Source organism: Amycolatopsis arida (assembly GCF_900115565.1).
Taxonomy (GTDB): domain Bacteria; phylum Actinomycetota; class Actinomycetes; order Mycobacteriales; family Pseudonocardiaceae; genus Yuhushiella; species Yuhushiella arida.
This window is the reverse complement of sequence record NZ_FOWW01000007.1, coordinates 89,994-104,197: the sequence shown is the minus strand read 5'-3', so window position 1 is coordinate 104,197 and position 14,204 is coordinate 89,994. Positions and strand designations below refer to the sequence as shown.

The window sequence follows — 14,204 nt, the reverse complement described above, 5'->3', positions numbered from 1 at the left end:
GGTCAGCTCCGCGGCTCGCCGGTGCCGAGCGCCTCGATCACCTCGTCGTCGCTGGTCTGCCGGAAGTCGGCGTACCACTGGCCCACCGCGCGGAAGTTCTCCGGCTCCGCCACGCACACCACGTCGTCGGCGGCGTCCCGCAACCGGTCGGCCGAGCGCGGCGCGCACACCGGCGCGGCGAACACCAGCCGGCGCGGCCGGTCCTCGCCCAACGCCCGCAGCGCCGCCCGCGCCGTGACGCCGGTGGCCAGGCCGTCGTCAACGACGATGACGTCCCGACCCTCCCGCGGGACGGGCGCGCGACCGCGCTGGTACAGCTCCTGCCGCCGGCGGGCCTCGGCGCGCTCGGCCGCGCAGGTGCGGTTCAGGTCCGCCCTGGTCAGCCCGAGCAAACCGAGCGAGTCGTCGTCGAAGATGGGCGGCCCTTCGGCGGTCACCGCCCCGACGCCGAGCTCGGGCCGGCCGGGTGCGCCGATCTTGCGCGCCACCGTGACGTCCAGCGGGGCGCCGAGCTCCTCGGCGACCACCGCGGCCACCGGGACGCCGCCGCGGGGCAGTCCCAGCACCACGGGGTCGACCCACTCCTGCTCGCGCAGCACGCGGGCCAGTCGCCGGCCAGCCTCCGCGCGATCGAGGAAGATCGGCGCCCTGAGCGCGGTACGGTCCATCGTCCTCACCTCCGGCTACCGGCCGAACAACCCGACCAGGGTGCCCTTGGCGAGCACGCGGTCGTCGTCGAGGGCGGCGCGCACGTCCTCCGCGCGGACTCCCTCGCCGAGGCCGAGCGGCCGGTCCACCGCGTAGAGGTTGAAGAAGTACCGGTGTGCCTGGTCGCCGACCGGGGGTTGGGGGCCGCCCCAGCCGAGCTCGCCGAAGTCGTTCCGGCCGAGCGTGCCCGGTGGGGCCTCGTCCTCACCGACTCCGGTCGACTCCGGCGGGATGCCGGTGACGAGCCAGTGGGTGAACGTCCCGTTCGGCGCGTCCGGATCGGTGCAGGTCAGCACCAGCTCCGCCGTGGCGTCCGGCACGCCGCGCCACTCCAGCGGTGGCGAGTGGTTGCCCGCCTGCCGCGAGTACCGCTCGGGCAGCAGCGTGTGGTCGTTGAACGCCGCGCTGCGCAGCTCGAGCGGGGTCGACCTGGGCCGGGCCGGGTCGTCGATGTCGGGGTCGCCGCGGCTGGTGCCCCGGGTGCCGGTCGGGCCGGCGGCGCGGTCCGGGTCCCCCAGCGGCCGGGCCGGGTTGTCCCGCTGCAGCTCGGCGTTCGCCGCGCGGTCGGCGTGCTCGTCGGGCACCACCTCGTCGTACTCGTCGCGCAGGCGGGTGCGCTTGATGTCGTACTTGTGGCTGCCTGGCTGCGGCATGCGCTCCTCCTTCCGCCGGCTCCTGCCCGCCGGGTACCCGGCCGGCCGCGTCGGCACACGCGAGCGGCGTCAGCGGGGGACCGTGGCGAGGAACCCGGTGAGCACCCGGTTGAACTCGGCCGGCCGCTCGAGGTTCGGCAGGTGGGCGGCGTCGTCGAGCACGGCGAGCCGGGCGCCGGGGACGTGCCGGTGGATCAGCTCCGCGTCGGCCAGCGGGGTGAACTCGTCGTCGGCGCCCACCACGACGAGCGTCGGCACCGCGACACCGGGCAGCGCCGACACGTAGTCCGTGCGCTCGGCCCGGCCGTGCAGGGCGGCCGCGGCGCCCGCCGGATCCGTGCCGCGCATCATGTCCAGCACGTGCCGCGCGAGGTCCGGCATGGTCTCGACGTGCCGCGGCGAGATCATCTTCGGCAACACTTCGTGCGCGTAGCGCTCGAGACCTTCTCGGAGCAATCTCTTCGCCATCTCGGTGCGATTCCGCCGGCCGGCCTCGGTCTCGGCGGTGGCCGAGGTGTCGGCGAGGACCAGGCCGCGTACCCGCCGCGGGAAGCGCCGGTGGAACTCCAGGACGATCTGCCCGCCCATCGACAGCCCGACCAGGGTCGCCGCGGGGACGTCGAGGTGGTCGAGCAGCGCGGCCAGGTCGCCGGCGAACGTCGACAGCGGTGTGATGCCAGGAACGACGCTGCTCCCGCCGTATCCCCGCAGGTCAGGGGCGATCGCGCGGTAACCGGCTGCCGGCAGGTGGGCCAGCTGGGGGCGCCACATCGAGCGGTCGAACGGGTGGCCGTGCACCAGCAGCACCGGCGGGCCGGCGCCCGCGTCGGTGTAGTCGACGGTGATGCCGTTCAGCGTGGCCGTGCTCATCGCGTTCCTTCCGGTCGCCGGTTGACGGAACGACGGTAAGCACGGGAAGCTGCTCATAGCAATCAAAACATTGATCTGAGTGCAATGTAGGAGGTGCGCGTCGTGGAGGCGTACCGGCGAATCGCGGACGCCGTCGCCGCGGACATCGCGGCGGGACGGCTGCGGCCGGGGGACCGGCTGCCGCCGCAGCGCCGGTTCGCCCGGCAGCGCGGGATCGCCACCTCCACCGCCGCGCGGGTCTTCGCCGAGCTGGTGCGGCGGGGCCTGGTGACCGGGGAGGTCGGCCGGGGCACCTTCGTGCGGGCCGCGCCCGGGGTGGACGGGGTGCTGGCCGAGCCGGGGCGGGCGACGGTGGACCTCGAGCTCAACTTCCCGGTGGTGCCCGAGCAGGCGGGGCTGCTCGCCGAGGGGCTGCGGTGGGCGAGCCGGCCGGAAGTGCTGGGCGACCTGCTGCGACCGGTGGGGGTGGGTGGAACGCCGGCGGCGCGGGACGCCGCGGCGGCGGTGCTGGCCCGGCCCGGCTGGGCGCCCGACCCGGCGCGGGTGGTCTTCGCGGGCAGCGGGCGGGAGGCCATCGCGGCGACGATCGCGGCGCTGGTGCCGGCGGGGCAGCGGTTGGGCGTGGAGGAGCTGACGTACCCGGTGGTGAAGGCGACGGCGGCGCGGCTGGGCGTGGTGCTGGTGCCGTTGCGGATGGACGAGCACGGCGTGCTGCCGGAGGCGGTGCGGGCGGCTGGGTCGCTGCGGGCGGTGTACCTGCAGCCGACACTGCACAACCCGCTGGGCGGGACGATGCCGGCAGGGCGGCGGGCGGAGCTGGCGGAGGTCGTGCGGGAGCTGGACCTGCCGGCGGTGGAGGACTTGGTCAACGCGTTCCTGCGGGAGGACGTCGAGCCGCTGGCCGCGCTGGTGCCGGAGCAGGCGGTGGTGGTGGACAGCCTGTCGAAGCGGGTGGCGCCCGGGCTCACGCTGGGGTACGTGGTGTCGCCGCGGCGGTGGGTCGAGCGGATCGGGACGGCGGTGCGGGCCGGTGGGTGGGCCGCGGGCGGGTTCGCGCTGGCCGCGGCGACGCGGTGGAGCGTGGACGGTGTGGTGGCGACGATCGGGCGGGCCAAGCGGCGGGACGCGGCGCGCCGGCAGCGGCTGGTGGCCGAGCGGCTGGCCGGGTTCCGGGTGCGGGCCGACCCCGGGGCGTACCACTGCTGGTGGGAGCTGCCGGCGCCGTGGCGGGCGGAGGTGTTCGTGGCGGCGGCCGCGCGGGCGGGGATCGCGGTGAGCCCGGGCGCGGCGTTCACCGTGGGGCCGGGTCGCGCGCCCGACGCCGTGCGCCTGGCACTGGCCGGCCCGGAGCCGGACACCCTCGCCGGCGCGCTGGACGTGCTGGCCGCCCTGGCCCGCGGCCAACCGGAGGACGCCGGCATCGAGTGAGAGGTCCCCGCGGCATGTCGTCGTCGCGCTGACGTCCACTGTGTACCATCTCGGCCAGCAGGGCGGCAGCACGACGGTCACCTGGCGGAGAGGCGCGGCCAGCGGCCACGGCAACGCGTAGGGTGCGAGCGTGGTCTGGAAGCACGCTCCGCGTACGGGTCAGTCCCGTGGGCGTCAAGAGCTCGTCGGCCCTTTCCAGTCACGAAAACAACTCGCGTCGGCCCCCACCACTAGGGACCCACCCACCCTCGGGGGCCAGTCCCAGCTCCATTCTACCCGGCGCGGGTCACGGGCTGGAGCAGAAAGCGCTTTCGCGCGGGGGTTGTCCACATCGCTGCGGGGGTGTGGACAACGGTATTGCCCTGGTGCGACGGGTCGGCCTGGACAGGCTCTGGGCACACGCTGTGGTGCGGGCGCCGCCCGCTCCGGCGCGTCGGTGAACGGACGTGCCGGGGAGGCCCCTGGGGCGGGTGGGCGTGCCGGTGTGGTTGGCGGATGTGCTGGCGGCATGCCGAGGCGCCGGGTGGGCGTGCGGGTGCGGTAGGTCGAGTGCTGGCAGGGCGGGTCCTGCTGGTGCGAGAGGTGCGTGCCGGCAGGCAGGTGATGTGCTGGTGTGAGAGGTGCGCGTGCCGGCAGGCAGGTGACGTGCTGGTGCGAGAGGTGCCGTGCTGATGTGCCGTGGGGTCGTGCCGGTGCGGGAAGTGCGGGTGCCGCGTGGCCGGTGGTGGATGCGCGGGGTGCATGCTCGATGAGCGCCGTCTGATCAGGGGTGCGTCAACGCGTGCGCACCGACCAGCCCCCGAGAGGGGCGGTGCCCGGGTTGGTCGCCGACAGCGCTGACCCGCTGGCTCCTACCGAGCTACCGAGCTACCGAGCTACCGAGGCGAGTCTGGCGGAACCGGCCCGACGGCACCCGTCAGTCGCGGAACTGGTCGTCGCGGTACTCGTGGGCGGCGCGGTCCTCGGCGGTGGTCGGGTCCTCTTCCCTGGCGCGCAGCTCCACCCGACGGATCTTGCCGGAGATCGTCTTCGGCAGGTCGGTGAACTCCAGCCGCCGGACCCGCTTGTACGGCGCCAGGTGCTCTCGCGAGTACCGCAGGATCGACTCGGCCGTCCGCTCGTCCGGCTCCCACCCGGCGGCCAGCACGACGTACGCCTTCGACACCGCCAGCCGTACCGGGTCGGGCGAGGGCACCACGGCCGCCTCGGCCACCGCCTCGTGCTCCAGCAGCACGCTCTCCAGCTCGAACGGCGAGATGCGGTAGTCCGACGCCTTGAACACGTCGTCGGTGCGCCCCACGTAGGTGATGTAGCCGTCCGCGTCGCGCGATCCCACGTCCCCGGTGTGGTAGTAGCCGCCGCGCATCACCTCGGCGTTGCGTTCGGCGTCGCCGTGGTAGCCCACCATCAGCCCGAGCGGCCGCCGGGACAGGTCGATGCAGATCTCCCCGTCGTCGCCCGGCTCGCCCGTCACCGGATCGACCAGCGCGATCACGTACCCCGGCGTCGGCCGCCCCATCGACCCCGGCTTGATCGGCTGCCCCGGCGTGTTCGCCACCTGCACGGTGGTCTCGGTCTGCCCGTAGCCGTCCCGGATGGTCACCCCCCAGGCCTTCTCCACCTGCTCGATCACCTCGGGATTGAGCGGCTCACCCGCCCCCACCACCTTCCGCGGCGGGTTGCGCAGCGAGCCGAGGTCGGCCTGGATCAGCATCCGCCACACGGTCGGCGGCGCGCAGAAGCTGGTGACGCCGCACCGGTCCATCGCCGAGAGCAGCAGGCCGGCGTCGAACCGGCCGTAGTTGACCAGGAACACGGTCGCGCCCGCGTTCCACGGCGCGAAGACGTTGCTCCAGGCGTGCTTGGCCCAGCCGGGTGAGGAGATGTTCAGGTGCACGTCGCCCGGCTCGAGGCCGATCCAGTACATCGTGGACAGATGGCCCACCGGATACGAGGCGTGCGTGTGCTCCACCAGCTTCGGCTTGGCCGTGGTGCCGGAGGTGAAGTACAGCAGCAGCGGATCGCTCGCCTTCGTGCTGCCCGCGCGGGGGAACTCCGCCGGCCGGTCGTAGGCGTCGTGGTAGCGCTGCCACCCCGTCACCGCCTCGCCGACGACGATCCGCGTGTAGTCCCCGGGCACGTCGGCGAACTTGCCGGTGTCGGCCGTCGCCGCCACGACGTGCCGGGCCTCGCCTCGCTCGATCCGGTCGACCAGGTCGGCCGGCGCGAGCAGCGTGGTGGCCGGGATGATCACCGCGCCGAGCTTCATCGCGGCGAGCATCGTCTCCCACAGCTCCACCCGGTTGCCCAGCATCAGCACCATCCGGTCGCCCCGGCGCACCCCGCGCTCGGCCAGCCACCCGGCCACCTGGTCGGAGCGCCGCTTCAGGTCGGCGAACGTCCACCGCCCCTCCGAGTCGTCCTCCTCGACGATCCACAGCGCCGTCCGGTCCGCGGTCTCCCGATCGGTGGCCAGCACGTCGAACCAGTCCAGGGCCCAGTTGAACTCGTCCAGCTCGGGCCACCGGAACTCGCGGTAGGCGGTGTCGTAGTCATCCAGGTGGCGCAGCAGGAAGTCGCGCGCCTCCAGGAACGTCCGCGTGCTCGACGAGGTGACAGCGTCCATGGTGTCTCCCGGTGTCAGATCTCCTACGTAGGATCGTCAGTTCCACGGAGGACGCACACCACCCCCAAGTGGGGGTGTCCGGCGGATCGCTCGAGAGGTGAGGTCCGTGGCGCACCAGGACGCCGACGCGGTCCGGGCGGCGCTGCTGCGGCCGCGGCGGGACAGCGGGCTGCCCGTCACCTTCGGCGGACCTGTCGACGCCGAGCACCGAACAGCGCGACGGCCACCCCGGTGGGCGGGGTGGCCGTTGATCACCCGACGCGGCTGGCGGCGTCGCTCAGGCGTTGAGCCGCTTCTGCTCGGTGTCGCCGCCGGCGACTTGGATCTTGCGCGGCCTCGCCCGCTCGGCGACCGGGATCCGCAGGGTCAACACGCCCGCGTCGTAGCTCGCGGTGATGTTGTCCGCGTCCAACGTGTCGCCGAGGAACAGTTGCCGGGAGAACGCCCCCAGCGGCCGCTCGGAGACGTGCATCTCGACCTTGTCGTCGGTCACGCTCGGCCGCCGCTCGGCCTTGACCGTCAGCACGTTGCGCTCCACGTCGAGGTCGATCGCCTCGGGCGAGACACCGGGCAGGTCGAACTCGACCACGAACTCGTCCCCCGACCGGTAGGCGTCCATCGGCATCGCGGTCGGCCGCGACCAGGTGCCGCTGGAGTTGCCGAACATCTGCTGGGTCAACCGGTCGAGCTCACGGAAGGGATCGGTGCGGACCAGCATCGTTGCCACCTCCTGACGTCGGATCTGCTGGCTCGACGCCCACGTGTGCACCATCGTTTGTAGCACGTCGTCGAAACGATGACAAGCAAGCCGGTCGTCGGAGTGACGACAACAAGTCCTCAATCCCGCTGCGGCCGCACGACCATCACCGGGCACTCGGCGTGATGGACGAGCGCCTGGCTGGTCGAGCCGAGCAGCAGCCCGCGGAACCCACCGCGCCCCCTGCTGCCGACGACGACGAGGCAGGCCCGCTGGCTCCACTCGATGAGCTGGTCACGCGGCCGGTCCCGCTCGACGACCCGGCGCACCGACACCTCCGGGTACCGCTCCCGCCAGCCGGCGAGCCGCTCGGCGAGCACCCGCCGCTCGGACTCCTCCATCGGCTCCCAGTCCAGGTCCATCCGCGCCGCGCTGAACACGACCTCGGTGTCGGCGTCGCTCCAGGTGTGCACCGCGACCAGCTCGGTTTCGCGCGCCGCGGCCTCGGCGAAGGCGTGGCCGACCGCGTCGTCGCTGAGCGGGCTGCCGTCCACCCCCACCACCACCGGCGCACCCGGCCGCTCCTCCCCGCGCACCGACACCACCGGGCAGTGCGCGTGCGCGGTCAGCGCGATCGTCGTCGAGCCGACGAGCAGGCCGACGAATCCGCCCCGCCCGGACGAGCCGAGCACCAGCATCCGCGCCGAGGTCGAGGCCTCGATCAGGAACGGCACCGACGAGTCGACGCTCAACCGCAGCTCCGCGCGGACCCCGGCGGTCTCCGCGGCCACCCGCTCCGCCTCGCGCAGGAACTCCCAGCCCTGCTCCTGCATTTGCTCGCGCAGCCCGTCGGGCGGCGGCACGGTCGCCCCGACGTAGAGGTCCGGATAGCCGGAGGCGTTGACCGCCAGCAGCGGCGCGTGCAGCCGGTCCGCCTCCCTGGCCGCCCACCGCACGGCGTCGAGCGCCCGCTCCGAGCCGTCCACGCCCACCACCACAGGTCCACCATGCTGTCCCGCCGTCATGCCCGCATTCTGCCGGCGGGCGCCGCATCCGGCAGTGCCGTTTCACCCGCACCGATCGGGGAAACCCACGGGCAGTCCACCGAGCGCGAGGAGGCGGGTCATGTCACTGCGGGCCGAGCACCTGCGACGACTGCTGGACGCCGGACCGGACGCCCGGCTGGTCCTCCAGGAGGGCCGGTACGAGGTGACCGACGGCGAGACCGCCGGTGCGCTGTCGGTGGTGACACGCGCGGGCCTGCTCGACCGGCTGGGCGGCGAGCGGCCCGACGAGGGCCGCCTCGAGGAGCAGGCGGCGATGCTGGAGACGGAGATCTCGAACCTCGGCGCGTGAGCGCCGCCGGGGGAGGAGGGCACGTGACCGAGGTGACCAGGGTGATTCCGGCGAGCGCGGACGACGTCTTCGACGTGCTGGCCGACGGCTGGTCCTACGCCGGCTGGGTGGTGGGGGCCTCGCACATCCGGGGCGTCGACCCGGAGTGGCCGGCGGAGGGCAGCTCCATCCACCACAACTCCGGGCCGTGGCCGGTGCAGGTCTCCGACCGGACCACCGTCCTCAGGATGGAGCGCGACCGGCTGCTGGAGCTCGACGCGCGGCTGTGGGTGTTCGGGAAGGTCACCATCCGGCTGACCCTGGTCCCACTCGGACCGAACCGGACCGAGGTGCGGATGGTGGAGAAGCCCACCGGCGGCCCGGCCCGGCTGGCGCCCGAGCCGCTGCGGTCGATGGTGCTGCGGCCGCGCAACACCGAGGCGCTCGCCCGGCTCGCCGACATGGCCGCCGGTCGCGGGTCCGAGCGCCGCACCTGACCCGTCAGGCCCCGTACACCAGGGCGTGCCCGGCGCGGACGGCCCGCGCGTACAGCCCGCCGGCGAGCCCGTCGCGCGCCAGCGCGGCCCGCGCGGCGTTGGACCCGGGCCCGCCGTGCACCGCGCCACCGGGGTGCGCGGACGCGCCGGCCAGGTAGAGCCGGTCGACCGGGGTGTCCGCGCGGCCGAGCCCGGGCACCGGGCGGAACACGAGCTGCTGGTGGATGGCCGCGGTGCCCCCGTTGAGGGCACCACCGACCAGGCTCCAGTCGTGCTCCCGCAGGTCCTCCGGGCCCTGTACGCGCCGGGCGAGCACCCGGTCGGCGAAGCCGGGGGCGTGCCGCTCCACCACCCGCTCCATCCGCCCGGCGTAGTCCTCCAGCGCCCGCCGGTCCCAGCGCGAGGACTGCGGCACGTGCGTGTACGCCCACACCGTCGCCGTGCCCGCCGGCGAGCGGGTCGGGTCGGCCACGTTCATCTGGCCGAGCAGCAGGAACGGGTGCTCGGACACCCGCCCACGGGCCAGCTCCGCGCCGTACCTGCTCAGCCCGTCCAGGTCGCCGCCCAGGTGCACGGTGCCGGCCCCGGCCACCTCGCCCGCCGTCCACGGCACCGGCCCGGACAGCGCCCAGTCGACCTTGATGGTGCTGTCGTCCCACTGGAACCGGCGCAGGTCGTCCACCAGCCGGGCCGGCAGGTGCTCGGCGCCGACGAGGTCGAGGTACAGCGCGGGCGCGGGGACGTCGGCCAGCACCGCGCGGCGGGCCCGCACCGGCTCGCCGCCGGCGTCCCGCACCCCCAGCGCCCGGCCGCCGGCGACCAGCACCTGGCGCACCGGCCGGCCGCAGTGCACCTCGCCGCCGCGGTCGGTCAGCCGGCGCACCAGCGCGTCGGTGATCCGCCCCGCCCCGCCCTCGGGCACCGGGAAGCCGACGTCCTGCGCGAGCATCGCCAGCAGCCAGCCGAACACCGCGCTGCCCGGCTCGTCGACGCCGAGGTCGGCGTGCAGCGCGTTACCGGCCAGCAGCAGCCGCGCGCCGGCGCCGGCGAACTGCTCCTCGCCGAACCGGGAGACCGGCAGGGTGAGCATCCGGGCGAGCCGGAGCGCGTCGGCGGTGCCCAGCGCGCGCAGCAGCCGCAGCGCCGGGCGGACCGGCGGGAACGGGGTCAGCAGCGCCGGCATGAGATCGTCGCGGATGCGCCGCCACTGCGCGGCCATCCGCTCCCACGCCGCGGCGTCCTCCGCCGCGAACGCGGCCACCGACGCCATGGTGGCGTCGAGGTCGCGGGACAGCAGCGCGCAGCGGTCATCGGGCAGCACGTGCGCCAGCGCCGCCGGGGCGTGCCGCCAGCACAGGCCGTACCGGTCCAGGCCGAGACCGTTGATCACCGGCGAGGCCGCGGACATCGGGAAGAACGCGCTGCACAGGTCGTTGGCGAAGCCCGGCGCGGTGAGCTCCGCGGTGCGGACCGCGCCACCGGGGTGGTCGGTCGCCTCCAGCACCAGCACCCGCCACCCGGCGTCGGCGAGCAGGTTCGCCGCGACCAGCCCGTTGTGCCCCGCGCCGACCACCACCGCGTCGACCGTGGTCATCGTCCCTCCTCTCTCGATCTCACGCCCCCTCCTCGCTGGCGGCGTTCGCCGCGGCTGCTGTGTTGAATTGTTCGCTCCGCACGGCTCCGTTCACGCCTGCCGTGCCGGCCGGCCCCAGCGCACCGCGCGCAGCCGGGTGGCCGCGCCCGTCCCGGCCGGGGCGAGTGGCGCGCTCGCCGTGCCGGCGTGCGTGGCGAACCCGGCGAGCAGGTCGCGCAGCGCGTCGGCCGCGCTGTACTCCGGCAGCCAGCCGAGCTCCTCCCTCGCCCTGCTGGTGTCGATCAGCGGGGCCCGGTCGGCCAGCTCCAGCCAGCCGGGGTGCAGCGGCTGCAGCCCCACCCGCCACCCGGCCCACGCGGCCAGCTCGGTGAGCCTTCGCCCCACCGGGAACCGGACCCCGCCCACGATCCGGACGAGATCGTCGGCCGTCAGCGGTGGCTCGGCGGCCAGGTTGACCGCGCCCGCGATCCGCCGATCCACGATCCGGCGCAGGGCGTCGGCCACGTCGTCGGCGTGCACCAGCTGCAGGCGCAGGTCCCGCCACAGCGGCTTCGGCACGGCGCCGAGCAGCCGCTCGGGCAGCAGCGGGCCGAGCAGCCAGCGGGCGAACTGCCCGGCGGCGGCGCGCTGCACGATCCCGCACGGGCGCACCCTCGTGAGCCGGACGTCCGGGTGTGCGCCAACGAACTCGTCCAGCTGCCGCTCCAGTCGGACCTTGCTCCGGCTGTAGGCGCTGGCGGGCACGCCACCGCGCGGCCAGTCCTCGGCGACCCGCTGCCAGCGCCCGGCCGGCCGGTAGGCGGCGACGGACGAGGCGCACACGACGTGCGGCACGCCCGCCCGCGCGGCGGCGGCCAGCACGTTGCGGGTGCCGGTGGCGTTCGTCCGGATCATCGGCGGGTCCGCCGGGGACGGCGAGATCGCCCACGCCAGGTGGACCACCACGTCCGCGCCGGCGAAGACATCGGCGAGATCGCCGTCGGCACCCGGCGCGCCGATGTCGCACGGCACCCACCGCGCGGCGGAGTACGGCTCGACGGCCGGGGGCACCCGACGGGCGACCCCGGTGACCGCCCAGCGGGGGTCGCGGTGCCGGAGGAGCGCGGTGCCGACGTTCCCGCTGGCCCCGGTCACCACCACCCGCTCAGCGGCGGGGGAGCGCGGCCGGTCGCTCATGAACCTCCTCGAACAGGTCGCCGAGCTCGTCCACCCGGTCCAGCACGTCCGGGGCGGTGAAGACCAGGTCGTCCACTCTGCGGCACGACTCCACCTCGTCCCACGTGATCGGGGTGGACACCGTCGGCCGCTCCCGGCCGCGCAGCGAGTACGGCGCCACCGTGGTCTTCGCCGGGTTGTTCTGACTCCAGTCGATGAACACCTTGCCCGGGCGCAACGCTTTCTGCATCTTGGCCACGATCAGGTCCGGCTGCTCGCCGGCCAGCAGCTCGGCCACCCGCTTGGCGTAGTCCGACGTGCTCTCCTGCTTCCGGGTGCGCACGGCGCAGTAGAGCTGCATCCCCTTGCCGCCGCTGGTCTTCGGCACCGGGACCAGCCCGTCGTCGGCGAGCACCTCGCGCAGCCGCTCGGCCACCCGGCAGCACTGCACGACGGTCGCCGGCGCACCCGGGTCGAGGTCGAACACCAGCAGGTCCGGCGGGCGGCGCGCGCCCCGCGGGCCCACCGTCCACTGTGGCACGTGCAGCTCGAGCGCGGCGAGGTTGGCCGCCCAGATCAGCGTCGGCAGGTCGCCGATCACCGGGTAGTCGTTGACCTCCTCGCCGCGCCGGCCGCTGCCGGTCAGCCGGGCGGTGCGCACCCAGTCCGGCGCGTGCCGTGAGACGTCCTTCTCGAAGAACGACTGGCCGGCCACCCCGTCCGGGAAGCGGACGAAGGTGGCGGCCCGGTCGGCCAGGTGCGGCAGCAGGACCGGCGCGATCCGGTGGTAGTAGTCGATGACGTCCCGCTTGGTGAAGCCGGTCTTCGGGTAGAGCACCTTCTCCAGGTTGGTCAGGGTGAGCCGCCGGTCCTCGACCCGCACCACGATCTTCCGCTCAGCCATCGACCACCACCTCCTCCGGGCGCCGGTCGGGGCACAGCCCGCGCCACCGGGGCGAGCGCAGCCGGCCGGTGCTCGTCCAGTCCCGGAACGCCACCTCGCCGACCAGGTCGGGCCGCACCCAGTGCACGTCCCGCTCGCCGCCCCGCGGCACCGACGAGAACGGTGGGCGCTTGCGGGCCCGCCGCCGCAGCCGCGACCGCAGCCGCTGGCGGTCGTCTCCCAGCCCGCTGCGCACCGTGCCCACGTAGCGCAGGGTGCGCGGGTCGCCGTCCTCCGGCACCCCGACGAGCAGGGCGGCCACCTCGTCGCCGGCCGCCCGCCACCCACCGACGACCACCTCCTGCACCCGGCCGCCGGTGATCCGCGTCCAGTCGGGACTGGGCCGGCCGGGCAGGTACCGGCCGCCGGCGCGCTTGGCGATCATGCCGGCCAGGCCGTGCTGCCGGCTGGTCCGCAGCACCGCCGGCCCACCGCCGACGTGGTGCTCGGGCACCCGCCAGTGCGGCCCCTCGAGCCCGAGTCCGGCCAGCAGCCGCCGGCGCTCGAGGTAGGGCAGGTCCAGGCAGGAGCGGCCGGCCAGGTGCAGCACGTCGAACGGCAGGTACACCACCGGCGCCCGGTCGGCCAGCCGGCGGGCCTGCTGGGCACCGGTCGCGGCGAGCCGGCGGCGCAGCGCCTCCGGGCTCGGCCGGGTGGCCTCGGCCGCCGCGTCGAACGCCACCAGCTCGCCGTCGAGCAGCGCCTCGGTGGCGCCGAGCTGTTCGCCGAGCCCGCGGAGCTCCGGCAGCAGCGCGGTGAGGTCCGCACCGTCCTCGTCGAGCACGCTGACCCTGCCGCCCTGCGCCCGCACCTCGGCGCGCCGCCCGCCCCAGGCGAACTCGTAGGCCCACTCGGCGTCCTCGTCCGGGCCGGGCAGTTCGCCGTCGCGGGCCCGCATCGGCGGCAGGAACTCGGGCAGCTCCACCCAGCCGGGCTCGGCCGGGTCCTTCCGCCGGACCAGCCAGTCCCGCTCCCGGTCCTGGCCGTGCCGGTGCACGAAGACGTAGCGGCCGCGTACCCGCTCGCCGTGCAGCGCGATCTCCACCTTGTGGTCGCTCCAGTGCAACGTCTCGTACCGGCCGCGATCCCAGATCAGCATGCGGCCGCCGCCGTACTCGCCGGCCGGGATCTCGCCCTCGAACGTCGCGTACTCCAGCGGGTGGTCCTCGGTGTGCACGGCCAGCCGCGGGGTGCCCGGCTCGGGCGGCAGGCCCTTCGGCACCGCCCAGGAGACCAGCACGCCGTCCCGTTCCAGCCGTACGTCCCAGTGCAGCCGCCGGGCGTGGTGCTCCTGGATGACGAAGGTGTCGTTGTCGCCCCTGGGGACGGGGTCGTCGGCGGGTACCGGCTCGGGGGTGCGGCGGGGGTCGCGCTTGCGGCGGTACTCGCTCAGCCCGGCCACGGTGTCCCCTTCCGCCTCGTCCCGTGCGACGCGACCGGGGAGTAGCCGGACCGGCGCGGTGGGAAACACCCGGTCGTAACCACATAGTTGCCGGAAGCGCGGCGCGGACGAGGGAATTCTCCTAGACTTCCGGCCGGAGCGCGACCTCCCCCAGTGCGCGCTCCGACCGGCCTGTCGCCGTCGACCCTCCCCCCTCTGTCGGCGGCGGCAGGCCCTCTCTCTCGGGTCCAATTCGGACCTCGCGGGTATCCGGGTTGTCCGGGACCCGTCCAAAGTAGTAACCCGACCGGGCGAGT

At 74.7% G+C, this 14,204-nt stretch carries 13 protein-coding genes; 3 read left to right on the top strand and 10 right to left on the bottom strand.

Features of this window, described 5'->3' with window-relative positions; genetic code table 11:
• Positions 1-2: 2 nt before the first annotated feature.
• From BM051_RS19880 to BM051_RS19870, 3 genes are all read right to left on the bottom strand, one after another.
• The gene (locus tag BM051_RS19880; protein ID WP_092532478.1) at positions 3-668 is read right to left on the bottom strand and encodes a phosphoribosyltransferase; all 666 of its coding nucleotides are present in this window, start codon (positions 666-668) and stop codon (positions 3-5) included.
• A 15-nt stretch (positions 669-683) separates the two neighbouring features.
• The gene (locus tag BM051_RS19875; protein WP_092533005.1) at positions 684-1,226 is read right to left on the bottom strand and encodes a YbhB/YbcL family Raf kinase inhibitor-like protein; all 543 of its coding nucleotides are present in this window, start codon (positions 1,224-1,226) and stop codon (positions 684-686) included.
• 204 nt (positions 1,227-1,430) lie between these two features.
• Positions 1,431-2,231, bottom strand: a complete 801-nt coding sequence (locus tag BM051_RS19870) for an alpha/beta fold hydrolase (protein ID WP_092532475.1) — start codon at positions 2,229-2,231, stop codon at positions 1,431-1,433.
• A gap of 102 nt (positions 2,232-2,333) precedes the next feature.
• Here BM051_RS19870 and BM051_RS19865 point away from each other — a divergent pair, with 102 nt between their 5' ends.
• Positions 2,334-3,659 (top strand): aminotransferase-like domain-containing protein, encoded by a 1,326-nt coding sequence (locus BM051_RS19865; RefSeq protein WP_092532472.1) that lies wholly within the window; start codon positions 2,334-2,336, stop codon positions 3,657-3,659.
• A gap of 916 nt (positions 3,660-4,575) precedes the next feature.
• On the opposite strand, the gene BM051_RS19860 is transcribed toward BM051_RS19865, so the two are convergent.
• From BM051_RS19860 to BM051_RS19850, 3 genes are all read right to left on the bottom strand, one after another.
• Entirely contained in the window at positions 4,576-6,285 is a 1,710-nt protein-coding gene (locus tag BM051_RS19860; RefSeq protein WP_092532469.1) for an AMP-binding protein, read from the bottom strand.
• Between the two features lie 277 nt (positions 6,286-6,562).
• Entirely contained in the window at positions 6,563-7,003 is a 441-nt protein-coding gene (locus BM051_RS19855; RefSeq protein WP_092532466.1) for an Hsp20/alpha crystallin family protein, read from the bottom strand.
• Positions 7,004-7,122: 119 nt separating this feature from the next.
• Entirely contained in the window at positions 7,123-8,007 is an 885-nt protein-coding gene (locus BM051_RS19850) for a universal stress protein (RefSeq protein WP_092532464.1), read from the bottom strand.
• Between the two features lie 100 nt (positions 8,008-8,107).
• Between BM051_RS19850 and BM051_RS19845 the strand changes: the two genes are divergently transcribed.
• Complete coding sequence (locus BM051_RS19845) at positions 8,108-8,338, top strand: hypothetical protein (RefSeq protein ID WP_092532461.1); 231 nt, start codon at positions 8,108-8,110, stop codon at positions 8,336-8,338.
• 23 nt (positions 8,339-8,361) lie between these two features.
• Positions 8,362-8,814, top strand: coding sequence for an SRPBCC family protein (locus BM051_RS19840; protein ID WP_092532458.1), 453 nt, complete (start codon positions 8,362-8,364; stop codon positions 8,812-8,814).
• Between the two features lie 4 nt (positions 8,815-8,818).
• Here BM051_RS19840 and BM051_RS19835 read toward each other — a convergent pair whose 3' ends face one another.
• The 4 genes from BM051_RS19835 to BM051_RS19820 all read right to left on the bottom strand — a co-directional run bounded on the left by BM051_RS19835 (position 8,819) and on the right by BM051_RS19820 (position 13,908).
• Complete coding sequence (locus tag BM051_RS19835; protein WP_092532455.1) at positions 8,819-10,408, bottom strand: phytoene desaturase family protein; 1,590 nt, start codon at positions 10,406-10,408, stop codon at positions 8,819-8,821.
• Between the two features lie 90 nt (positions 10,409-10,498).
• Positions 10,499-11,584 carry an NAD-dependent epimerase/dehydratase family protein gene (locus tag BM051_RS19830; RefSeq protein ID WP_092532452.1) on the bottom strand — a complete coding sequence of 362 codons (1,086 nt, stop codon included), beginning with the start codon at positions 11,582-11,584 and terminating at the stop codon, positions 10,499-10,501.
• The gene (gene ligD, locus BM051_RS19825) at positions 11,553-12,467 is read right to left on the bottom strand and encodes a non-homologous end-joining DNA ligase (protein ID WP_092532449.1); all 915 of its coding nucleotides are present in this window, start codon (positions 12,465-12,467) and stop codon (positions 11,553-11,555) included. Before ligD ends, BM051_RS19830 begins: the two co-directional genes overlap by 32 nt.
• Positions 12,460-13,908, bottom strand: a complete 1,449-nt coding sequence (locus tag BM051_RS19820) for a DNA polymerase ligase N-terminal domain-containing protein (protein ID WP_092533002.1) — start codon at positions 13,906-13,908, stop codon at positions 12,460-12,462. Before BM051_RS19820 ends, ligD begins: the two co-directional genes overlap by 8 nt.
• Positions 13,909-14,204 lie beyond the last annotated feature (296 nt).